A 21009-nucleotide genomic window follows, 5' to 3' on the forward strand; every position below is an offset into this window, starting at 1 on the left:
GGGGGCATGGTGACCGACATCCGGGTGCCGGTGGACGGGGCCGACCCGTCCGTCGAACGTAACCTCGTTGACCAGTTGGAAGGCCCGTACCCGGGCACCGTCCGGCGGGTGGTGGTGCCGATCGCCGCCAGCGGCGCGGCGGCGGTGGACTGGACCAGCCGGCACCCGTTGCTCACCGTGGTGCTGCGTCGGGACCTGGTCGAGGAGACCGTCCGGGTCACGGTCACCGTGGACCCGGGCGGGACCGGCGAGCGGGTGCTGCCGCCGGTGGTCTTCGCGCCCTGGTCGGCGGCCGGTGCGTCGGTGCCCGCGTACGTGCCGGACACCGCCGACGAGGCGCTTGTCGCGTCGTTCACCGTCGCCGTGGCGGCCGAGCGGACCGTCGACGGCGCCGTCGCCACGGCGGTCACCGGTACGGCGCTTCCCGCTCTGGTCGAGCTGGCCGTGCTGGAGGGCAACCTCGGTCGGCTGCTCTACCTGGTGTCGTACGAGAAGCACCGGCTGCGTCGCGCCGCCCGCGAGGTGCACGCGTACCGAACCCTGGCGCACGCCCGCCGCGACGCGCTGGACCGGATCGGCGCCGACGTCGGCGTGGCCCGCTTCGTCGACGAGCTGGTGCACGAGCCAACCAACGGCGAGGTGTACGCGCGCCGGCTCGCCCCGCCGGCCCGTGAGTCGGACGGCGCGTACGCCCACCGGCTCGGGCTCTACCGACGGTTCCTGCTGCCCACCCCGGGTGCGGTGCGTCGACTGCTCAACGGCCCCGGCACGGACACCGACCCGAACACCGGGCTCTTCGCCGACCTGCCCGGCGGCGCGCGGTTCACCCTGCGCGAGGACGACGACCGGTTCGCGGTGGCGATCCGACTGGTCGCCGTCGGTGATCCGCAGCACCGCACGAACTTCCTCGCCCAACTGCGCCGCGACCGCCTCGTCCTGCCCGCCAACACCCCGCCGAACAACACCGTGCACGCCGGCCGGGCGCTGCCGGCCAGCCGGTTGACCGAGGTCACCGCCCTGCGGGCCAGCCTGCGCCAGTCGTACGCCTTCGACAGCGCGCACGGCATCGCGCCGCCGCTGGCCGCCGCCCTGGACCGGGCCGGGCGGGTCTGCCGGGCGCTCGGCTCGACGATCGTGTGGCAGGTGACCCGGGCCCAGGACGACGCCGGCGGCAGCCGCTACGAGCTGGGTCTCGGCGTCGACGTCAGCTGGCCGACCCCCGCGCAGGCCACCGATCTGCGCAACCGGGTGCTCGACACCGGCCGGGCGGCCACCGGCGACCGGACCGCCGAGGCGCTGATCGCCGCGGCCCGCGCCGCCGGTGTGCCCACCGTGGCCGCCGACGGTGAGCTGGCCTGGCTGTGGCGGGTGTGCGGGTTGCCGACCACCCACCGGATCAGCACCACCAGGATGTACCTGTCCCACCTGCCCACCCGAGGGTTGGCGGTGACCGCGCCGCTGAGCGCGGCCCTCGGCGCGGACGCGGCGGTCGAGGCGCAGTTCTACGCACCGGGTGACCCGGCTGGCAACGCGCTGCTGCTGGCCGGTCTCTCCGCCGCCGCGCGGGCCTGGACCGACGCCGGGGAGCCGGCGTGGACGCCGCTGACCGACGCGGTGGCCCGGACCCGGTGGGCGGCGGTGCCGACCCGGCCGGCCGGGCAGCCGGTGGACCAGGTGCTGGCCGCCGCCGGCCTGCCGGCGGTGCGGGACCCGGCACCGGTGGTGGCCGCGCTGAACCGGCTCCCCGACGAGCTGTTGGAGACCATCGAGCTGCCGGCCGCGTTGGCCAGCGCGCTGATCGCCGGCCAGCCCGCTGCCGGCGACCGGCTGGCCCGACTGGTCCGGTTGCTGCGCGACCAGCACCTCGCCGCCGCGCTGCCGCTGGTCGAGACGGGCAACCGGGTGCTGCTGGTGTGCAGCGTGATCGGCCTGCCGCAGGCCGGGCTGAATCTCAGCGAGCGCCGGGCCACCGGGTTCCGGTGGTACACGGTCGGGCTCGGCGGCGGCACGGCGGAGATCAAGGCGGTCGGCGCGCGGACCACGCTGCGTCCCACCCACACCGGTGTGGTCGCCGTGGTGGCGCTCTCCTACGTGCGCACGGGCCTGACCGACCCGTACGAGTTCCGGGTGGAGCTGCCCGACGGGGTGACGTTGACCCTGGCGCAGTACGAGCGGCTGATGAACGCGTTGACGAGGGTCTGCCCGCTCGGCGTGGAGATCAACACGTTCGGCATTCGGCGCGACCACGTCGACCTCGACGACGACGGCACGGCCGAGCCGCTGCGCCCGGCGGTGGCCCGCACCTTCCGCACCTTCCAGCAGCGCCGGCACCGCGGCGTGTACGACCAGCTCTGAGAGGGACACCACCATGGCGAGCGAGATCAACTACGACGGGGTGACCGTCACCGAGCTGTACGAGGCATTCACCCAGCACGGCATCCCGGCCTCGGACGCCAGCGTGCTGGTCTCGTCCTGGATCTACGAGAACGTGGGCACCGCGAAGCGGGTGTTCAGCTACGCCGAGTCGTTTCCGGCGGTGGAGCCGGGCTGCGCGCCGCCGCCGTTCGCCCGGACCTTCGCCCACACCGACTGGGTCGACGGCGAGGACGTGGTGCAGGCCGGGCAGACGCCGGGGGAGCAGGGCTTCAACGAGCGGTTCCACCGCATCGAGCACGACCTGGACCACCTCGGCACCGACCTGGCCAAGGCGTTCTCCTGCATGGCGGCGATGCGGGTGAGCCTGCGCCGGCTGCTCGACGAGATCCGCGCGGAGATCAACCGGCTGCACTCCACGGTGCACGAGAACAAGGTGACCCTCGGCCCGCACGCCATCGAGCAGATCCCCAACTACATCGGCGCCCTGGACTTCGGCAAGTACATGGGCACCACGATGTTCATGGACAAGAAGGTCAGCATCTGGCAGACCAAGGCCGGCACCATCGTGCTGCCCGCCGTGGAGACCCTCGGCGTGGACGTCGTCGTGGGCCCGAAGGTCCGAGGCGCGGCCTATCTGGAGCGGTACGCGGCCGAGAACGGGGACGTCCGGCAGCGCTTCCCGCGCGAGGTGAAGCTGACCGAGTTCATCCGCTTCTTCGGCGAGGACGAGCTGGCCGACGGTCGGACCGTCCGCGACGTGCTCAAGGTGCTGCCGGCCGAGAGCGCCTACCAGAGTGTGGACGCGATGTTCGGCGAGGTGAGCGAGCGGGAGGCGGTGATCGTCCGGACCACGGTCGGGGCCCAGTCGGCGGTCGCCGCCGCGCTCGGCGTCGAGGCCGAGCTGGAGAACGTCGCCGACGCCGACATCGCCATGCTCGCCGGGGTGCCGACCAAGGCCCGGGCGGCGCTGACCCGCGCCGGGATCAGCACCCTCGGCAAGCTGGCTGATGCGAAGCCCGAGCAGGTGCTCGGCATCATGAAGGAGGCCGGGATACGCGCCGAGGTCGGCGACGCCGCCGAGTGGACCGCGTACGCCCGGACGCTGAGCAAGCTGCGCTGAACGGCCGGGACCGAATCCGGCGAACGGTTGATCTCCGCCGCTCGCCGGGTCGGTGAAGCGACACAGCGCTGGCGCGTCGATCGTCCACACCCGAGCGTGGAACTGCCACGGGGCGATCGGGTGCGAAAGGCGCAAGCATGGCTGTGCACGAGGTAACGCAGGACCTTCGCACCCGGGCAACCGAGACCGACGCGGGACAGCCCGCCCGGTACGCGTTACGGCTGCTCGGTGGGTTCGGGTTGGAACGCGACGGGCGGGTGGTGGCGGTGCCGCAGGGCGCCCGCCGGCTGCTGGCCTACCTCGGCGTACGCCAGCGGTGTGGCCGGTCCGAGGCCGCCGGCACGCTCTGGCCCGGCTCGCACGAGGAGCGGGCCCGAGCCAACCTGCGCACCATGCTCTGGCGGCTGCACCGGGTCACCCCCGAGCCCCTGGTGGAGGAGGACGACCGGCTGGCCCTGGCCGCCGGGGTGACCAGCGACGTGGCCACCCTGGGCGCGGCGGCCGCCGCACTGCTCTCCGGTGGTGCGCCGCTCGCCGTCGGCCCCGGCGTGCCGGCGCTGGCGACCGGCGAACTGCTGCCCGGCTGGTACGACGACTGGGTGCTGACCGAGCGAGAACGGCTGCGCCAGACCCAGTTGTACGCGCTGGAGACACTCGCCGAGTGGCTCACCACGCAGCGCCGGTTCGGCGAGGCGGTGCAGGTGGCGTTGACCGCCGTGCAGTTGGAGCCGCTGCGGGAGAGCGCCACCCGCGCGTTGATCGCCGTGCACCTGGCGGAACGCAACATCAACGAGGCGGTACGGCGGTTCGAGCTGTTCCGAGCCGATCTCGGCCGGGAGTTGGGCGTCGCCCCGACACCCTGGCTGGAACACCTCGTGCAGGCCGGCAAGTCCGGGTCCGCGCTTCCGCATCCGTGAGCGGCCGCACCGCCCATTGCGGGCCGGCGTGCGGTAACACCCTCGTGCCCGCCAGCGCGATACCTCAACCTGCCTCGCAGGTCCTTTGCTCTGCACCCGGATCGGCACCAGTCACGGACCGTAGCCGTCGCCTCCGCGGGTGCAGAGCAAAGGTTGGGTTGGGGTGGGATTGGTGGTGACCGACGTGCGGGTGGTGAGGCCCGCACCGCCGGTCACTCGGGTCAGTGCGTCGCGGGCGGGATGCTCTGCTCGTACTGGAAGACGTTGTGCGGGTCGTACTTAGCCTTGATCTTGCGCAGCCGGGGGAAGTTGCGCCCCCAGTAGGCGGTCTCCCACTCGGCCATGCCGATGTTCGGCACGTTGACGTAGGCGCCGTCCACGTAGGGCCGCAGCGCCTGACTGAACTCGGCGATCCAGGTCTGGGCGATCGGGGTGACGGCGTCATCGCTGTCGGGTTCGCCGCGGGTGCCCCAGCCGGCGCCGGGCTCGGAGTAGAAGAGCGCGTCGCGGTGCGGGAAGGCCGCACCACCGAACGGCTCCTGCCGTTGCGCCCCGTTACCGAAGGCCTGAGTGAAGAAGTTGCTGTCCGGTGAAGGGGCCTTCTCCATGAACTCACGGACGATGCTGACCGCCTCCGCCGGGAACGGCTCGCGGGTGAACTGGGAGAAGAACTTCCACTTCGCCGGCTCCTCCTCGTTCGGGATCTGGAAGCCGGCGTAGACGTCGCCCCAGCCGCCGATCTGCACGGTGATGGTGGGGTTGCCGATCGACAGGATCGGCGCCAGCAACTTCCTGGCCTCTGCCTCGGATCCGTCCGCTAACACTGCGAACAGCAGGATCTCGTCCGGGTGGACCTCCACCTGGGTGCCGAGGCGGGGGTCGGTGAAGGGCCCGACCCGCTGCCAGGCGTCGAAGACCTGGTGCAGGTCACCGAGACCGGGCCAGGTCACCTGCAGGTAGGCGACGCTCTTCAACGGAGCGACCTTGTAGGTCAGCGAGGTGACGATCCCGAAGTTGCCGTTGCCCGCGCCGCGCAGGGCCCAGAGCAGATCCGAGTGGTTCCACGGGTCCACCTCGAGCACCTTCGCGCCGTCCGCGCCCGCCGCCACGACGATCTCCACGCCGATCAGGTTGTCGCAGGCCATCCCGAGGTAGCGGGTGAGGAAGCCGAAGCCGCCGCCGAGGGTCGCGCCGGACAGACCCACGGTCCCCTCCGTGCCGGTCGTCGCCGCGAGGTCGTGCTCTCCCAGGGCGGTCACCGCCTCCGACTGGGTGAGCCCCGCGCCGAGCTTCGCCGTGCGCGTGGCGGTGTCGATGTGGACGTCCTTCAGCTCGCTGACGTCGATCACGATGCCGTTGTCGACGTTCGGCCAGCCCTCCAGGCTGTGCCGGCCGCTGCGTACCCGCAGCGCGACGTTGTGCTGCCGCGCCCAGGTCAGCGCGTTGACCACGTCCTGGGTCTCCTGAGCGAAGACGATGACCAGCGGGTAGTGCACGAAGAGTTCGTCCCAGCCGAGGCTGGCCTGCGCGTAGTTGGGGCTCTGCGGGCGGACGATACGGCCGGTCAGCTGCGCCGGCGGGTACAACGTGTCGGCGGGCCACCCGGGACCGTCGGCGGCGATTGCCGCGCTGCCGGCGATCATGCTCGGGATGGCTACCGCTCCGGCGCCGACGGCCGTGGCCCTGAGCAGATCACGACGAGAAAGGTCGCGCATGGTCCGAATCCTCTCAATCGGGGTCACACCAGAAAGGTCGACCAAGAGGACGAATGCCTCTCATCTGGCGCAAACCAACCGTAGTGCTGAGGATTCACCAAATATCCGAGAACTTGTCACGGAACACGGTCGGGTGATCCGCGGGCCTGTCAGTTCGGGGCGGGCTGGTCCAGGATGGCGCTGAACCGCTCCTCGGCGAGGTCCAGTTGGCCGAAGATGTGCCGCTTCACCGCTGGTGACAATGGGGTGTCCGGCCGACCGATCAGGTCCCGGAAGAGCGGCACCAACGGCCGGTACTTCCGGGCCGACGAGACCACCTTCGGCCCGACCGTGTGGATCACGCCCACGCCGTTGTCGGTGAAGTCCGACACCTTGATCACCCGGGCCCAGGGCTCCCGGTCCAGGCTGACCGCCAGGTGCTCCCGGTACTGCGCGTTGCGATCCCGCGCGGGGTCGTACACCGGATTGGTGACCGCGGCGACCAGGGTGGCCACCCGCGGCCCGAACCGGGCGGCGAGCGCGCTCAGCGCGGCCGCGGTCGGGTCGGCACCCGGATCGCCGTCGGCCAGCTCGGCCGGGTGGTCCTCGACCGCGTCGTGCAGCAGACCGGCGACGATCACGTCCACGTCGCGCACCTGGTAGTGGTGCATCAACCGGATCGCCACCCGCAGCAGGTGGTTGAGGTACGGCTCGCGGACGCGTCGATCGTCGCGGTGCAGCTCGGCGGCGAGGTCGAGCGCGGCGGTCAACCGCGCCCGAGCGGGCTCGTCGAACTGCTGGACCTCCAACCGGAAACGTTCCAGCAGGCCCGGTTCGCCGTGGATCTCGGTGATCGCGTGCATCGGCATGCTGCCCAGGTGCGGCGGGAAGTCCATGCGTCACTTATAGCCGATCTTCCCCACATCGATGAGCCCGTACGTCGTCGACCCGACGGCGAGTCTGCATCGATCCCAGTTGGCGCCGCCCGCTATCCCGCCAGCTCGGCGCGGTACGCGGCGGACGCCCACGGCACTGCCAGCTCGCTCGGCAACGCCCCCCGCTCGGCGGCCCGGCGCAGCACGTCCACGACGCCCCGCAGGTGGCGGATCCGTTCCCCGCCCTCGCCGACAGTGGTCACCAGATCGCCGTCGAGCAGCCGAGGCTCCGGCGCGGGCCGCAACGCGTCCAGCAGCGCGGTGAACGGCGCGGTACGGGCCAGCGGCGCGATCAGCGGCACGCCGGTCGGGTCGACCCGGTGGGCGAGCAGGTTCTCCAACAGGCCCAGTCGCCCCGGCACCCGGCGGGTCACCACGTCGCCGGGCAGCCGCAGCCGGTCGGTCGGGTACTCCAGCACCGCCTGCCCCGTCGTACCGGTCACCACCACCTCGCCCGCCACGAACTCCTCGGCGGCCAGGGTCACCGCCACCAGCACCGGCGGCCCGGCACGGAACAGGACCCGCAGCACGGCGGTGTCCTCCACCTCGATCGGCCGGACCCGGTAGCGTTCCACCTCGATCGCCACCGGCCAGGGCGGTGCCCCGGCAAGCGCCTCGGCGATCGCCAGGCACTGCATCACCGCGTGCGCGAGCGGGTTGGCGAGCGCGCCGTCGAGCACCGGGCGGCCGTCCAGACTCCGTCGACCGGCCCAGGGGGAACGGGCGTAGTAGGCGTCCGGCCGCTGCCAGGCGGCGACCGTGGAGATGCCGGTGACCGTGCCCAGCCGGCCCGCCGCCAGCGCGTCGGTCAGCGCGGTGAGAGCCGCCGAGCCGAGCGCCTGGAAGCCGACCTGAGCCACCCGGCCGGCGGCGGCGAGAGCCCAGATCAGCTCCTCGTGCTCGGCCAGCGACAGCACCGGCGGCTTCTCCAGCAGCAGGTCCGCACCGGTGGCCAGGGCGTCGCGGGCGATCGCCAGGTGGGTGTGCGGCGGCGTGCAGATCACCACCACCTCCGGACGGGTGGCCGCGAGCATCGCCCGATGGTCGGTGAACACCGCGACCCCGGGCGGCACCGGTGCCACCGGGTCGTCCTGGACCGGCCGGACGTCGACAAGGGCGACCAGCCGCAACCGCCCGGCGGCGTGCAGCGGGGCGATCACCCGCCGGTGCCAGCGACCGTGCCCGTTCGCCCCGATCACCGCCACCCGGGGTGGCGTCACCCCGCTCACCACCGACCGACCACTGTCGGCCCTGTCACCGGGCACCAGCCAGTGTCGGCCCGTTCACCGGGCACCGGCCAGGGTGGCCTCCACGCCGTGCCGTTCCAGCGCGGTCAACCAGGCGATCACGTCGGCGCGGACCTCGTCGTCCTCGGCCACCTCCACCGGGATGACCTCACGCAGTGCGAAGACCGCGTCGACCGCGCCAGCCGGGCTCTGCGCGCCGTCGTCGAGCGCGGCCCGGATCGGCCCGGCCAGGGGGTCCTGGAACGGCAACGGCCGGCCGTCGTCGGCGTACCCCAGCGCGAAGCGCAACCAGGACGCCACGACCAACGCGCCCCAGCGCGCGGGCCGCCCGGCCGCGCGGAGGTCGGCGATGGTGTGCAGGACGCGCTGCGGCAGCTTCTGCGAGCCGTCCATCGCCACCTGCAGGGTGCGGTGGTGGATCGCCGAGTTACCGAAGCGGGCCAAGGCCTGCTCGCCGTAGTCGACCACCCGCACCCCGTCCGGCGGGATGAAGCTGGCCGCCACGTCCTCGGCGATCAGCCGGCGCAGCACGTCGCTCAGGTGCGGGATCTCCAGCGCGTCGGCGATCGTCTCCCGACCGGCCAACGCCCCGAGGTACGCGATGGCCGAGTGCACGCCGTTGAGGGTGCGCAGCTTCAGCCGCTCCCACGGGCCGGCGTCGTTGGTGAGCACCGCGCCGGCGTGCTCCCAGCCCGGCCGCCCACCGGGGAAGTCGTCCTCGATCACCCACTGCGCGTACGGCTCGGCGGCGACCGCGGCCAGGTCGGTCACGCCGAGCGCCCGGCGTACCGCCTCGATCGTCTCCGGGGTGCTGGCCGGCACGATCCGATCCACCATGGTGCCCGGGCAGGTGACGTTGCCGGCCACCCACTCGACCAGCCCGGCGCTCACCCCGCCGGCACGCCCGACCGTCTGGTCGAGCATGCCGCGCAGTCGTCGACCGTTGGCCGGCAGGTTGTCGCAGCTCACCAGGGCCACCGGCCCGGCATCCGTGGCGGCCCGCGCGGCCAGCCCGCGCAGCAGCAGCCCCGGCACCGTGCTCGGCGGGCCCTCGCCGGCCAGGTCCGCGGCGAGCGCCGCGTCCGGGGACAGTTGACCGGTCACCGGGTCGAGCTGGTACGCCTTCTCGGTGACGGTCAGGGTCACCACGCGGACCGCCGGGTCGGCGAGCAGGGCCACCACGGCGTCCGGGTCGCGAGGAGCGTGCCGTACGCCGCTCAGGGCGCCCACCACCCGGGTGGCGCTGCCGGCGGCCGAGAGGGTGCTGACGGTGAACAGGTTGTCCTGCGCGGCGAGCGCCTCGACCACTGCGGAGCTGCGCGGGGCGACGGCCACGATGCCCCAGTCGCCGCCGGCCGCGCCGACCGCCGCCTCGGTGAAGACGGCCTGGTGCGCCCGGTGGAACGCGCCCAGCCCCAGGTGCACGACGCCGGTCGGCACGGTGCCCGGCCGGACCAGGGGTCGGGCCTCGGCGGGCAGCCGGCGCAACATGCCCAGGCCGAGCCGGGAGGCGCCCACGGTCACCGCCACGCCGGACCGTCCGGGAAGCGGAACTCCGCGATCGACGCGGGCTTCATGGTGGCGCTGTAACCGGGCCGCTCGGGCAGCAGGTAGCGGCCACCGCGGGTGCGTACCGGATCGACGAAGTGCTCGTGCAGGTGGTCGACGTACTCGATCATCCGACCGTCCAGCCCGGTGCCCACCCGCAGGTAGTCGAAGATCGCCAGGTGTTGGACGTACTCGCAGAGACCCACGCCGCCGGCGTGCGGGCAGACCGGCACGCCGAACTTCGCCGCCAGCAGCAGCTCGGCCAGGACCTCGTTGACGCCGCCGACCCGACAGGCGTCGATCTGCATCACGCCGATCGCCTCGGCCTGGAGCAACTGCTTGAAGACCACCCGGTTGGCGGCCACCTCACCGGTGGCCACCCGGCAGCGGCCGCCGCTCAACTCGGTCACCGCGCGGGCGATCCGGGCGTGCCCGAGGATGTCGTCCGCGTGCGTCGGCTCCTCGATCCAGTACGGGTCGACCTCGGCCAACGCCGTCATCGCGGTGATCGCCTCGTCGACGTCCCAGACCTGGTTGGCGTCCATCATCAACAGCGCGTCCGGGCCGATCTCCTCCCGCATGATCCGGGCCCGACGCAGGTCGTCCGCGAGCGGACCGCCGACCTTCATCTTCATCGCCCGCCAGCCGTCGGCGTACGCGCGCCGGGTCAGCGCCCGCACCTTGTCGTCCGGGTAACCGAGCCACCCGACCGAGGTGGTGTACGAAGCGAAACCGTCACGTTCGAGCGTCGCCAACCGGTCCGCCAGCCCGTCGCGTCCCTTGTCCAGGATGGCCGTCGCCTCGTCCGAGGTGAGCGCGTCGGTGATGTGCCGGAAGTCGACGCTGGCCACCAATTCGTCGGTGGGCAACTCGGCGAGGAACCGCCACATCGGCTTGCCGGCGAGGGTGGCCCGCAGGTCCCACACCGCGTTGACCAGCGCGCCGGTCGCCATGTGGATGACGCCCTTCTCCGGGCCCAGCCAGCGCAGCTGCACGTCGGCGCTGAGCGAGCGCCAGAACGCGACCGGCTCGGCCGCGATCTCCTCGATCGTGCGTCCCCGCACGTGGTGGGCCAGGGCCCGCACCGCCGCGCAGGTGATCTCGTTGCCGCGACCGTTGGTGAAGGTGAACCCCGCGCCGACCGGGCCGGCGTCGGTGCCCAACTGGACGTACGTCGCCGAGTAGTCGCCCCGGTTGATCGCGTCGGAGCCGTCGCCCCGGGCTGCGGTTGGGAACCGCACGTCGTGCACCTCGACCGAGGTGATGGTGACGCTCACTGAAAGTCGCCTCCGAAGTTGAAGACCCGCTTGGGCAGCCGGTACGCCAGGTCGACGATGGTCTCGGCGGCCTCGTCCATCGGCAGCCGGTGCTCGGCGACCAGCCGGGCCAGGAAGCCGGCGTCCACCCGGCGGGCCACGTCGTGGCGGACCGGAATCGAGCAGAACGCCCGGGTGTCGTCGACGAACCCGGTGGTGTTGTAGAAGCCAGCGCTCTCGGTGACCGTCTCCCGGAATCGGCGCAGCACCTCGGGGGAGTCCAGGAACCACCAGGGCGCGCCGAGCAGCACTGCCGCGTACCCGCCCGCGAGGGGCGCCAGCTCGCGGGTGAAGGTGTCCTCGTCGAGGGTGTAGAGCACCAGCCGCAGCCGGCTGTCGTTGCCGTAACGCTCCAGCAGCGGGGCGAGCGCGTGCACGTACTCGGTGGCCTGCGGGATGTCGCCTCCGACGTCGCGGCCGTGCCGGGCGTGCAACCACCGGTTGTGGTTGCGGACCGCGCCGGGGTGCAGCTGCATGACCAGGCCGTCGTCGAGCGACATCCGAGCGAACTCCACGAGCATGTGTGCCCGGAACGCCTCCGCGTCGGCGGCGTCGGCCTCGCCACGCCGGCCCCGGTCGTAGAGCCGCTCGGCCTCGGCCGGGGTCAGGTCGAGGGTACGGGCGGTGGGGTGGCCGTGGTCGGTGGAGGTCGCGCCGGCGGCGATGAACGCGGCGCGGCGGGCCCGCAGCGCGGCCAGATAGCCGGCGTACGTGCCGGTGTCCTCGCCGGCCCGCTCGCCGAGCCGGTCCACGTTCGTCGACCAGCCCTCGAACTCCATGTCCACCACGTCGTCCGGGCGGAACGTGGTGACCACCCGGCCGCCCGGCCCGCCCCACCCGTCGGCGGCGAGCTTGGCGTGCTGCCCGAGGTCGTCCAGCGGCGACTCGGTGGTCGCGAGAACCTCGATGTTGAACCGCTCGAACAGCGCCCGGGGCCGGAAGCCCGGCTCGGCGAGCCGGGCCGCGATCTCGTCGTAGAGGGCGTCGGCGGTGCTCGGGCCGAGCGGGGTGTGCACACCGAACACGGTGCGGAAGGTCTGCTCCAACCACAGCCGCGACGGGGTGCCCCGGAACAGGTGCCAGTGCGCGGCGAAGCGTCGCCAGATCACCCGCCCATCGGTCTCCACCGGGCTGCCGTCGCGGGTGGGCACCCCCAGATCCGCCGGGGGTACGCCCTGACTGAGCAGCATCCGGGTCAGGTAGTGGTCCGGCACGATGAGCAGCTGCGCCGGGTCCGGGAAGGGGCGGTCCTCGGCGAGCAGGGCCGGGTCGACGTGCCCGTGCGGCGAGATGATGGGTTGCTCCGCCGCGAGGGCGTACAGCTCCCGGGCCAGCGCGCGCTGGCTTGGTTCGGGCGGCAACAGCAGGTCGGTGTGGTCGAACGTGGGCACGGGGTGCGGCTCCTCGTCTCCGGTGTCAGCGGGGGGTGAGCAGGTCGGCGACGCGGACGGGTTGACCGGTCTCGAAGGACCGGTTGGCGGCCAGGCCGGTGAGCAGGGCCAACGCGCCGTCGTCGGCGGTCGCGGCGCGGCCCAGCGGGTCGCTTTGACCGCCGAGGAGCACAGCGGTCATCCGGGCGTCCGCGCCGCCGTGCCCGTGCCGACTGCGACCCTGCACCGGGATCTGCCGCGGCGGGCCCCAGAACGGGCGCAGGGTGAGCATCGCACCACCGCCCTCGGCCGGCGCCTCGGTGCCGTGCAGGGCGGCGCCCTTGACCGCGCCGGCGGTACCCCGGTCGACGAAGTCGTTCTCGGCCACGTCCAGCTCCAGCCGGCCCCGGCTGCCGTTGACCATCACCCGGTAACCCTCCCAGGGTGCGTACGCGGTGAGGTGGTAGGTCATCGTGGCGCCGGTGGAGTAGCGGGCGAGCACCGCCATGTCGTCCTCGATGCTCACTCCGGGGGCGAAGACGTTGCGGTCGCGCTGGTATCCGTCCTCGGCCTCGGCGTCGAGGTACAACTCGCGCAGCCGTGGGTGCGCGTCCAGTCGCAGCGCGAACGGGTCGTCGGTGGCGGCGGGGGAGCCGTGCGCCCGGTCGTAGTCGCGGGCGTAGCCGTGCCGGCGACCGTCCTCGCCGTAGAAGAAGAGCCGCCCGGCCGCGTACACCTCGACGGGGGTGGCGGCCAGCCACCAGTTGACCAGGTCGAAGTGGTGACTGGCCTTGTGCACCATCAGCCCACCGGAGGTGGCCTTGTCGCGGTGCCAGCGGCGGAAGTAGTCGGCGCCGTGGCGCACGTCGAGCAGCCACTCGAAGTGCACCGAGCCGATCTCGCCGACCGCGCCCTCGGCGAGCAGCCGGCGGACCTGTTCGTGCAGCGGGTTGTAGCGGTAGTTGAAGGCGACAGTCACCTGCCCGCCGGTCTCGCGCACCGTTTCCAGGATCCGTCGGCAGCGCGCCGCGTCCACGGTCATCGGCTTCTCGGTGACGACCTCCCGGCCGGCGCGCAGCGCGGCCACCACGTACTCGTCGTGGGTGACGTCCACGCTGGTGACCAGGACGACGTCGACGCGCTCGGAGTCCAGCATGGCCGCGAAGTCACCGGCCGGGTACGTGGGCACCGGACGATGACCCAGCTCGCCCAGCCAGCGGTTGTGCGCGTCCATCCGGGCCTGGTTGACGTCGGCGAAGGCGACCAGCTCGGTGGTGTCGGCGTGGTCGAGCACGAGCGCCCGGACGAACATCTCCGCCCGCGCGCCGGTGCCCACCACGGCGTACCGGACCCGTCCGGCGGCTCTCGGTGCCATGCGGTCGCCTCCCGTGACGCTGCAAAGGTTTGCAATGAAGTAATCATGATCGATCCGATCACGTCAACGACGGCGATGGGATCGGCGTTATATGTCAGTTTTTGTGGGGCAGAAAGTCGCCAAGGGGAGGGCGGATGCAACATAGCCGTAAACATTGACCGTTGACACTGGCGCAACCGTTTGCATTAATGAGCCCACCCACGTGACCGCGACCACCTCGGACGAAGGGGCCGCCGTGCCAGTCACCATCCGGGACGTCGCCCGGGCGTCCGGTGTGCACATCTCCACCGTGTCCCGCACCTTCTCCGCCCCGCACCTGGTCAACCCGGAGACCCGGGTCCGGGTGCTGGCCTGCGCGGAGGACCTGGGCTATCGGCCGAACCGCGCCGCCCGGGCCCTGATCACCGGGCGGACGCACAACATCGGGCTGATCATCGCGGACATCGCGAACCCGTTCTTTCCACCGCTGATCAAGGCGGCGGAGAGTCAGGCCCGGCACCGCGATTACCACGTCTTCGTGGCCGACACCAACGAGGACCCGACCGCCGAGGAGGAGCTGGTCCACGCGCTGGCCAAGCAGGTGGACGGGGTGCTGCTGTGCAGCCCGCGGATGAGCAACAGCCTGATCGAACAGCTCAGCCGCGAGGTGCCACTGGTCGTGGTGAACCGTCAGGTGACCGGCCTGCCCTGCGTGCTGATGGACGTCGGGCAGGGCGCCCGCTCGGCGATCGAGCACCTGGTCGGCCTCGGGCACCGCAGCATCGCGCTGCTCGGCGGCCCGCGCAGCTCGTGGACCAACCGGGAGATGCGCCGGGCCGCTGGCGCGGCCGCCCGCGCCGGTGGCGCGCAGCTGACCGTGCTCGGCCCCAACGCGCCCACCGAGGTCGGCGGCTCCGCCGTCGCCGAGCAGGTGCGACGCAGCGGCGTGTCGGCAGTGCTCGCCTACAACGACCTGATGGCGATCGGCCTGATCGAGGGGCTGGACGCGCTCGGGGTCCGGGTGCCGCAGGAGGTGAGCGTCGTCGGGGTCGACGACATCACCCTGAGCCGGTTGACCCGCCCCAAACTGACGACGGTGGCCACACCCACCGGGGCCGCCGGCCGGACGGCCGTCGACATGCTGCTGCAACAGGACATCGAGTCACCGCGCGGCGCGCGAGGGTCCGGTGCCGGCACGGCGCTCGGCGTCCGTCGTACCACCGCACAGGTAATGCTCCAGACCGACCTGGTCATCCGCGACTCGACCGGCCCGGGCCCGTACGCCCGACCGGCACGTCCCCTGGCCGCACCGCGTGGCCCGGACCCGCATTGCCCTGCGGGCCCGGGCATCCCGACTGCGGCCACCGGTGACGCCGTCGCCTCCTAATGCCGAGGAGTGAGCGCACATGCACCCCGCAACGCCCCCCACCACTGACGCGCCCGTCGGGCGCGCTCACCGTACCCCGCTGCCTCGGCGGCGCCTGCTGCGTGGCCTGCTCGCCGCAGCGGTCGCCGCGCCGCTGATGTTCGGTGCCGCCGCCTGCGGAGACGACGGCAGCGGTGCCGCCGATCCGAACGCGCCGGTCAAGCTCTCCATCTTCTGGTGGGGCGGCGACGCCCGGGCCAAGCTGACCGAGGACGCGCTGGCCCTCTACACCAAGAAGCACCCGAACGTGACCTTCGAGAAGACCTGGCAGGCCAACCAGGGCTACTTCGACAAGCTGGCCACGCTCACCGCCGGCGGCAACCCGCCGGACCTGTTCCAGATCGACGACAACTACCTGGCCGAGTACGCGGCCCGCAACACCACGCTCGACCTCACCTCCTACCAGAAGTCCGGAAAGCTGGACACCTCCAAGTTCCCCGAGAGCCTCTGGCAGTACGGCGTCGTCGACGGCAAGCTCGCCGGCCTGGCCGCCGGTGAGAACACCCAGGGCCTGGTCTACAACAAGACGCTGTTGACCAAGAACAACCTGCCCGAGCCGACCACCGGGATGAGCTGGGAGGCGCACATCGCCTGGGCCGAGCAGGTCACCGCCAAGACCAAGGTGCCCGGCACCCAGGACCCGAGCGCCGACTACAAGGCGTTCTGGGTCTGGTTGCGCCAGCAGGGCAAGGACCTCTACAAGGGCAAGGAGTTGGGCTTCACCGCCGAGGATGTGACCGCGTGGTTCGACCTGTGGAAGGGCGCCCGGGACCGCAAGGCCACGCCGAGCGCCGACATCATCCACGAGGGCAACTCCAGCGATGTCACCAAGCAACTGGTGGTCACCGGCAAGTCGGCGACCTCCTGGGTCTGGGCCAACCAGATGCCGGACCTGAAGAAGAACACCAAGGACGAGCTGGGCGTGATCGCCTACCCAGGTGACCCCAGCGCACAGTGGGCGCGAGCGTCGATGTACTGGTCGGTCTTCAAGGGCAGCAAGAACAGGGACGTCGCGGTCGACGTGATCAACTTCCTGAACAACGACCAGGAGGCGGTCACGCTGCTCGGCACCGACCGTGGTCTGCCGTCCAACCTGGACCTGCGCCGGGTGGTCAGCGACAACACCACCGACCCGGCCATGAAGCAGTCGATCGCCGTCGAGGCGGAGCTGACCCAGAAGTTCGGCCCGTCGCCGCAGGTGCCGATCAAGGGACACAGCAAGGTCAAGTCCGAGCTGATCAAGGCCGCCGAGAACGCGCAGTACGGCCGGGCCACTCCCGCCGAGGCGGCCGCCCAGTTCGTCGAGGCGTGCAAGTCCGCCATCGCCTGACCGGCCGCGAGGAGAGGAGCTGTTCGTGGCGCTGACCACGGCGCCCGACCCGACCCGAGGCGGCCCCGGATCCGTCCGGGCCCACACGCGGCGGCGTGGGCCCGGACGGATCCGGCACAGCGAAGGTCTGGCGGGGTACGTCTTCCTGTCGCCGTGGCTCATCGGCCTGATGGGCATCACGGCGGTCCCCATGCTGCTGTCGCTCTACCTGAGCTTCACCGACTACGACATTCTCACCCCGTTCTCCGAGGCGCAGTGGGTGGGGTGGGCCAACTACGAACGGATGTTCACCGCCGACCCGTCGTACTGGCATGCGGTGCGGGTGACCCTGACCTTCGCGCTGATCGCCGTACCGCTGAAGCTGGCCGCGGCGCTCGGCGTGGCGCTGCTGCTCAACCGCGCCTGGCGCGGGGTCGGGCTCTTCCGGGGGTTGTTCTACCTGCCGTCCCTGCTCGGCGGCAGCGTCGCGCTGGCCATCGTCTGGGTCAACATGTTCAACCGCGACGGCGCGTTCAACTCGCTGCTGGGCCTCTTCGGCATCACCGGCAAACCGTGGGTCAACGACCCCGACTGGGCCCTGGAAACCCTGATGGTGCTCGCCATCTGGCAGTTCGGCGCACCGATGGTGATCTTCCTGGCCGGGCTCAAGCAGGTGCCCACCGAGCTGTACGAGGCCGCGTCGGTCGACGGGGCCGGCCGGTGGCGTCAGTTCCGCAACGTCACCCTGCCGATGCTCTCCCCGGTCATCTTCTTCAACCTGGTGCTGGAGACCATCAACGGCTTCCAGGGCTTCACCGCCGCGTTCGTGCTCAGCAACGGCACCGGCGGCCCGGTCGACTCCACCCTGATGTACACGCTGAACCTCTACATCACCGGCTTCACCGACCTCGACATGGGCTACGCCTCGGCGATGGCCTGGGTGTTCCTGCTCGCCATCGCGGTCATCACCGCGATCTTCTTCAGCACCGGGCGGTTCTGGGTGCACTACTCCGACGGGGAGGACCGGTGATGGTGACGCTCACCCCGACTGTCGACGCGCCAACGCCGACCACGCGTCGCCGGCCCGGCGGACGGCCGGTCCTGCGGCTGCTCATCCTGGTGGCGATCGTCGCCGTGGTGCTCTACCCGCTGATCTGGATGGTCGGCACCTCGGTGAAGTCCCAGGAGGAGATCGTCAACAACGTCGGGCTGCTGCCCGAGCGGTTCACCCCGGGCAACTACACCGCCGGGTGGTCCAACTTCGACGTCAGCTTCGGCCGGTTCTTCCTCAACAGCGCGATGGTCAGCCTGCTCACCGTGGTCGGCAACGGGCTCTCCTGCCTGCTGGCCGCGTACGCCTTCGCCCGGCTGCGGTTCCGGCTGCGCGGGATGTGGTTCGCCGTCATGATCGGCACACTGCTGCTGCCCCAGCACGTGCTGATCGTGCCGCAGTACATCCTGTTCCGCACGCTCGGGCTGGTCGGCGGCGAATGGCCGTACCTGCCGCTGCTCATCCCGCAGTTCCTGGCCACCGAGGCGTTCTTCGTCTTCCTCATGGTGCAGTTCATGCGGGGCGTACCCCGCGAGTTGGACGAGGCGGCCCGGATCGACGGCGCCGGCCCGTTCGGCATCTTCCGGCACATCATCCTGCCGCTGAGCCGCCCCGCGCTGGTCACCACGGCGATCTTCTCGTTCATCTGGACCTGGAACGACTTCTTCCGCCAGTTGGTCTTCCTGTCCCAACTGGAGGACTACACCGTGCCGGTCGCGTTGACCCTGTTCATCGACTCCACCAGCCAGAGCGCGGTCGGGCCGATGTTCGCCATGTCGGTGCTGTCGTTGCTGCCGGTCTTCCTGTTCTTCGTCGCGTTTCAGCGGATGCTCGTCGAGGGGATCAACACAAGTGGCATCAAGGGCTGAGGCCATCGAGGTGGGCGGGCGGCGGGACTGGCGCGACGTCGTCCGCGACGCCGCCGACCTGGCGCTGCTCGGCGTCCTGCTGACCCTCGCGGCGGTGCCCTTGCTCACCGCCGCTGCGGCGGCGGGCACGGCCAGCGCGGCGGTGCACGACTGGACGCGTACCGGCAGTTGGCCGTCGGCGCGGACGACCCTGCGCCGGTTCGGCCGCTCGGTGCTGCCGGGCGTGCCGGTCAGTCTGCTCGCGCTCAGCGTGGCCGCGCTGCTCGCCGCCGACCTGGCCGCGCTGGCGACCGGCTCGGTGCCGGGCGGCCCGGTGGCGCTGCTGGTGACCGCGCTGATCGCGGCCGGCCTGGCCGGGTACGCGGGGCTGGTCGTCGTCGAGGTGGGTGGCAACGGGGGTGGGCGGTGGCGGGCTGCGGCCCGGTTCACCGCCCGCGCCTGCCTCGACGCGCCTGCCCGCTGGGCCGCGCTCACCGGGGTTACCGCGCTGGCCGGGCTGCTCGCGGTGCTGGTCGCCCCGGTCGCGGTGCCGATCCTCGCCGGCTACACCGTGGCCGCCCTGCACGCCGTCGCCGGCCGCCTGCCGGTCCCCGCTGACCCTGCCGCCCGCCGGCCGGTCCCCGCTGACCCCGCCGGCCGCCGGCCGGTCCCCGCGCACCCGGAGCTGCGATGACCAGCGAGGAGTCGGCGCGGCTATTTGTCGGGGGGACGGAGGTGGCCCGCTACGTGGTCGACCCTGCGCTGGACGCGCGGCACGGGCCCCGTCCGTACCTGCATCCGGTGCGCACGCTCGGCGGCACGGTGGTCACCGACGCGCTGCCAGCCGATCACGTGTGGCATCTGGGCGCCTCCCTGGCCGTGCAGGACGTCAACGGCACCAACCTCTGGGGAGGGCGCACCTACGTCCGCGACGTCGGCTACACCTGGCGCGCCGACCATGGGCGGATCGCGCACACCGGCTGGTCGGAGCGGTCGGCCGACCGACTGGCCCATCGGCTTGAGTGGCGCGACCCGCACGGGGCGGTGCTGCTCACCGAGCGCCGTCGGCTCGCCGCAACCCCGCTGGCCGGGGACCTGTCGGCCTGGCGCTTGGACGTGGACTACGCGCTGAGTGCTCCGGCCGGGCAGGATGTGCGGCTGGGTAGCCCGGCCACCAACGGCCGACCGGACGGGGCCGGCTACGGCGGGTTCTTCTGGCGAGCGGTCTCGGTCGAGCCCGCGTCGGTGTTCAGCGCCTCGGCGACGGGGGAGGAGGCGGTCAACGGCTCCGACGAGCCGTGGATCGCGCTGCGCGGTACCGGGCCGGACGGTAGGGCGTACACCCTGGTGTTTGCTGGTCTCGGCGACGGCGACCGGTGGTTCACCAGGACCGCGATGTATCCGGGCGTGGGGGTGGCGTTCGCCTTCGAACATCCGGTCACCATCGCGGCCGACGCAAGGCGGCAGGGGCAACACACGGTGGTCGTCGCCGACGGTGCCCTGGACTCCGCCACCGCCGCGGCCCTCGCCGCGAATCTCACCTGATTCCCGTGGTCTGTTCTTCGCCCGACGGATGCTGGCGGCGGACGTGACGGATCAGGAAGCCCCATCCCAACGTCGATCATGAGGTTATTGTCACGACACGCCGGCCGAGCTGGCAATAACCTCATGATCGACGGGGCGGGGGATCGCCGGGGCGGGGGATCAACGGGGCGGGGAACGGGTGGCGGCGCGGGCCGGGAGGGCGGCGGTTACCCGGATGGCCTTGACGATCGCCGGGATCGAGCCGATCAGCAGTACCAGCCCCCAGATGATCGCGATGATCGCGAAGACCAGCGCCGCCACGTCGTCGACGATGCTGACCAGGATCACCGGCACCAGGTTGTGCAGGAACTCCAGCACGACAGTGCAGAGCAGGGTGGTGAGGATCAGCAGGACGAGGCCCTTGTTCTGCAGGAAGCGGGGCTGGGCCAGCACCAGCAGGCCGGCCCACACGAGCTTGAGCAGCAGCACCAGCCCGAGCAGCACCGCCGCCTTGCCGACCGGGAAGAACCCCCACAGCGCCAGGTACGCCAGGGTGCCGAACGGGACGGCCAGGAAGAGCGACACCATGATCATCAGCTCCACGAACGCGATGACCACCGCGATCAGCCCCACGATGATCAGGATGATCGAGAAGATCAGGCTGGCGACGCCCTGCACCCGACCCTGGACACGTTCGGGCAGGAGCAGGCCCAGGCAGAACAGCCCGGTGGTCCAGACCGCCACCGCGTCGATCAGCGCCAGGTAGCCGGTGCCCCGTCCGGACGGCTCGCTGACCCCGGACACGTCGTCGATCTCCACGTCCAGCGTGCCGGCGCTGTCCGCGAGCGCCGCGCCGGCGTCGGCGCCGCCGAGCAGCAGCCCGGCACCCAACTCCACACCGATCGCCAGGACGATGGCGAGCATGGCCAGCAGCAGGAACGGCTTGCGCAGGTCACCCACGGCGGCACCTTCCT

Annotated in this window: 17 protein-coding genes; 9 read left to right on the forward strand and 8 right to left on the reverse strand. The window is 71.8% G+C overall.

What is annotated here, in order from left to right; genetic code table 11:
• Nucleotides 1-6: 6 nt before the first annotated feature.
• From IF46_RS0118995 to IF46_RS32620, 3 genes are all read left to right on the forward strand, one after another.
• Nucleotides 7-2355: a hypothetical protein gene (locus IF46_RS0118995; RefSeq protein ID WP_030489685.1), complete on the forward strand. Its 2349-nt coding sequence runs from the start codon at nt 7-9 to the stop codon at nt 2353-2355.
• Nucleotides 2356-2368: 13 nt separating this feature from the next.
• On the forward strand, nt 2369-3496 hold the full coding sequence (locus tag IF46_RS0119000; RefSeq protein ID WP_030489686.1) for a hypothetical protein: 1128 nt from the start codon (nt 2369-2371) through the stop codon (nt 3494-3496).
• 137 nt (nt 3497-3633) lie between these two features.
• Nucleotides 3634-4413 carry an AfsR/SARP family transcriptional regulator gene (locus IF46_RS32620; protein WP_084597956.1) on the forward strand — a complete coding sequence of 260 codons (780 nt, stop codon included), beginning with the start codon at nt 3634-3636 and terminating at the stop codon, nt 4411-4413.
• Between the two features lie 221 nt (nt 4414-4634).
• Here IF46_RS32620 and IF46_RS0119010 read toward each other — a convergent pair whose 3' ends face one another.
• From IF46_RS0119010 to IF46_RS0119040, 7 genes are all read right to left on the reverse strand, one after another.
• Nucleotides 4635-6128, reverse strand: coding sequence for an FAD-binding oxidoreductase (locus tag IF46_RS0119010; RefSeq protein ID WP_030489687.1), 1494 nt, complete (start codon nt 6126-6128; stop codon nt 4635-4637).
• Nucleotides 6129-6277: 149 nt separating this feature from the next.
• Complete coding sequence (locus IF46_RS0119015) at nt 6278-7003, reverse strand: HD domain-containing protein (protein WP_030489688.1); 726 nt, start codon at nt 7001-7003, stop codon at nt 6278-6280.
• A gap of 92 nt (nt 7004-7095) precedes the next feature.
• The gene (locus IF46_RS0119020) at nt 7096-8307 is read right to left on the reverse strand and encodes a Gfo/Idh/MocA family protein (protein ID WP_232234086.1); all 1212 of its coding nucleotides are present in this window, start codon (nt 8305-8307) and stop codon (nt 7096-7098) included.
• A gap of 18 nt (nt 8308-8325) precedes the next feature.
• A complete protein-coding gene (locus IF46_RS0119025) occupies nt 8326-9819 on the reverse strand; it encodes a mannitol dehydrogenase family protein (RefSeq protein WP_030489690.1) in 1494 nt (497 codons plus the stop codon).
• A complete protein-coding gene (locus IF46_RS0119030) occupies nt 9810-11114 on the reverse strand; it encodes an enolase C-terminal domain-like protein (protein WP_030489691.1) in 1305 nt (434 codons plus the stop codon). The genes IF46_RS0119025 and IF46_RS0119030 overlap by 10 nt, the downstream gene beginning before the upstream one ends.
• The gene (gene uxaC, locus IF46_RS0119035; RefSeq protein ID WP_030489692.1) at nt 11111-12544 is read right to left on the reverse strand and encodes a glucuronate isomerase; all 1434 of its coding nucleotides are present in this window, start codon (nt 12542-12544) and stop codon (nt 11111-11113) included. Before uxaC ends, IF46_RS0119030 begins: the two co-directional genes overlap by 4 nt.
• A 25-nt stretch (nt 12545-12569) precedes the next feature.
• Nucleotides 12570-13898, reverse strand: a complete 1329-nt coding sequence (locus tag IF46_RS0119040; RefSeq protein ID WP_030489693.1) for a Gfo/Idh/MocA family protein — start codon at nt 13896-13898, stop codon at nt 12570-12572.
• Nucleotides 13899-14133: 235 nt separating this feature from the next.
• On the opposite strand from IF46_RS0119040, the gene IF46_RS0119045 reads away from it, so the two are divergent.
• The 6 genes from IF46_RS0119045 to IF46_RS0119070 are packed head-to-tail and all read left to right on the forward strand — an operon-like array spanning nt 14134 to nt 20056.
• A complete protein-coding gene (locus tag IF46_RS0119045; RefSeq protein ID WP_036392619.1) occupies nt 14134-15264 on the forward strand; it encodes a LacI family DNA-binding transcriptional regulator in 1131 nt (376 codons plus the stop codon).
• A 19-nt stretch (nt 15265-15283) separates the two neighbouring features.
• Nucleotides 15284-16633: an ABC transporter substrate-binding protein gene (locus IF46_RS0119050; protein ID WP_030489695.1), complete on the forward strand. Its 1350-nt coding sequence runs from the start codon at nt 15284-15286 to the stop codon at nt 16631-16633.
• A gap of 25 nt (nt 16634-16658) precedes the next feature.
• A complete protein-coding gene (locus IF46_RS0119055; RefSeq protein WP_030489696.1) occupies nt 16659-17642 on the forward strand; it encodes a carbohydrate ABC transporter permease in 984 nt (327 codons plus the stop codon).
• Nucleotides 17642-18532 carry a carbohydrate ABC transporter permease gene (locus IF46_RS0119060; protein WP_051724009.1) on the forward strand — a complete coding sequence of 297 codons (891 nt, stop codon included), beginning with the start codon at nt 17642-17644 and terminating at the stop codon, nt 18530-18532. The genes IF46_RS0119055 and IF46_RS0119060 overlap by 1 nt, the downstream gene beginning before the upstream one ends.
• Nucleotides 18516-19205, forward strand: coding sequence for a hypothetical protein (locus tag IF46_RS0119065; RefSeq protein ID WP_198041469.1), 690 nt, complete (start codon nt 18516-18518; stop codon nt 19203-19205). The genes IF46_RS0119060 and IF46_RS0119065 overlap by 17 nt, the downstream gene beginning before the upstream one ends.
• On the forward strand, nt 19202-20056 hold the full coding sequence (locus IF46_RS0119070; protein WP_030489699.1) for a PmoA family protein: 855 nt from the start codon (nt 19202-19204) through the stop codon (nt 20054-20056). Before IF46_RS0119065 ends, IF46_RS0119070 begins: the two co-directional genes overlap by 4 nt.
• A gap of 159 nt (nt 20057-20215) precedes the next feature.
• Here IF46_RS0119070 and IF46_RS0119075 read toward each other — a convergent pair whose 3' ends face one another.
• Nucleotides 20216-20995 carry a hypothetical protein gene (locus IF46_RS0119075; protein ID WP_030489700.1) on the reverse strand — a complete coding sequence of 260 codons (780 nt, stop codon included), beginning with the start codon at nt 20993-20995 and terminating at the stop codon, nt 20216-20218.
• Nucleotides 20996-21009: the final 14 nt, after the last annotated feature.

Origin of the sequence: Micromonospora chokoriensis, assembly GCF_000718555.1 — a bacterium.
GTDB classification, from domain to species: Bacteria; Actinomycetota; Actinomycetes; order Mycobacteriales; family Micromonosporaceae; genus Micromonospora; species Micromonospora chokoriensis_B.

What these genes read in the sequence shown, in the direction of transcription:
- IF46_RS0119070 (WP_030489699.1), top strand. Translation starts at nt 19,202, where the DNA reads ATGACCAGCGAGGAGTCGGCGCGGCTATTTGTCGGGGGGACGGAGGTG.
- IF46_RS0119050 (WP_030489695.1), top strand. Translation starts at nt 15,284, where the DNA reads ATGCACCCCGCAACGCCCCCCACCACTGACGCGCCCGTCGGGCGCGCT.
- IF46_RS0119040 (WP_030489693.1), bottom strand. Translation starts at nt 13,898, where the DNA reads ATGGCACCGAGAGCCGCCGGACGGGTCCGGTACGCCGTGGTGGGCACC.
- IF46_RS0118995 (WP_030489685.1), top strand. Translation starts at nt 7, where the DNA reads ATGGTGACCGACATCCGGGTGCCGGTGGACGGGGCCGACCCGTCCGTC.
- IF46_RS0119010 (WP_030489687.1), bottom strand. Translation starts at nt 6,128, where the DNA reads ATGCGCGACCTTTCTCGTCGTGATCTGCTCAGGGCCACGGCCGTCGGC.
- IF46_RS0119060 (WP_051724009.1), top strand. Translation starts at nt 17,642, where the DNA reads ATGGTGACGCTCACCCCGACTGTCGACGCGCCAACGCCGACCACGCGT.
- IF46_RS0119015 (WP_030489688.1), bottom strand. Translation starts at nt 7,003, where the DNA reads ATGGACTTCCCGCCGCACCTGGGCAGCATGCCGATGCACGCGATCACC.
- IF46_RS32620 (WP_084597956.1), top strand. Translation starts at nt 3,634, where the DNA reads ATGGCTGTGCACGAGGTAACGCAGGACCTTCGCACCCGGGCAACCGAG.
- IF46_RS0119000 (WP_030489686.1), top strand. Translation starts at nt 2,369, where the DNA reads ATGGCGAGCGAGATCAACTACGACGGGGTGACCGTCACCGAGCTGTAC.